The organism is Frankia sp. CcWB2, assembly GCF_977927585.1.
Genome location: NZ_CDWRCM010000106.1, coordinates 13,319 through 13,965, shown reverse-complemented (window position 1 = coordinate 13,965; position 647 = coordinate 13,319). Strand labels below are relative to the sequence as shown.

The following is a 647-nucleotide window of genomic DNA, read 5'->3' as shown; positions in this document are numbered from 1 at the left end:
TTCGGCCGTTGGCCCCGGCCCGACAGTGGCGGACCCATTACTCTGGCGATGATCTGCACGCTCCCGAAATGGCGGACCGACGGCGGTCCGGCGAGCAGGCCCGGAGAGGACGCACCGTGAGTAGGCCGAGCCAGCGGGCGGAGCAGGACGAGCTGCGAGCGCGGATGCGCGCGGTCGGCATGTCCCACGACGAGATCGCGATCGAGTTCGCCCGCCGTTACAAGTACCGTCCCCGCGCCGCTCACCGGGTCGCCCATGGTTGGACCCAGCAGCAAGCGGTTGATCACATCAACGCTCACGCCGCCCGCATCGGCCTCGACCCCGACGGCGCCGCCACGCGCACCGCGCCCTGGCTCAGCGAACTGGAGAACTGGCCGGTTCCACTCCGGCGCCGGCCTACGCCCCAGCTTTTGGCCTTGCTCGCCGAGGTCTACGGCACCAGCATCCACAACCTTCTCGATCTTGAAGACCGCGAGACCATGATGCCAGCGGATCTGATGGTTATCAGCCAGCTCCACAAAGGGCTGCCACCCATCACGCACCATGGCTCTGAGGACAGGACGGTGTGGGAAGCGGTTCTCGGTGCTGTCTCCTCGCTGAGGACTACCGGGATCGCGGTCGAGAGCATCAGACTCGCGAACCATCTC

Annotated in this window: 1 pseudogene; it reads left to right on the top strand. The window is 66.9% G+C overall.

The features are described from left to right. Positions 1 to 116 precede the first annotated feature (116 nt). Positions 117 to 647 (top strand): annotated as a pseudogene (locus ACY45C_RS12665) (hypothetical protein); the annotation flags it as partial.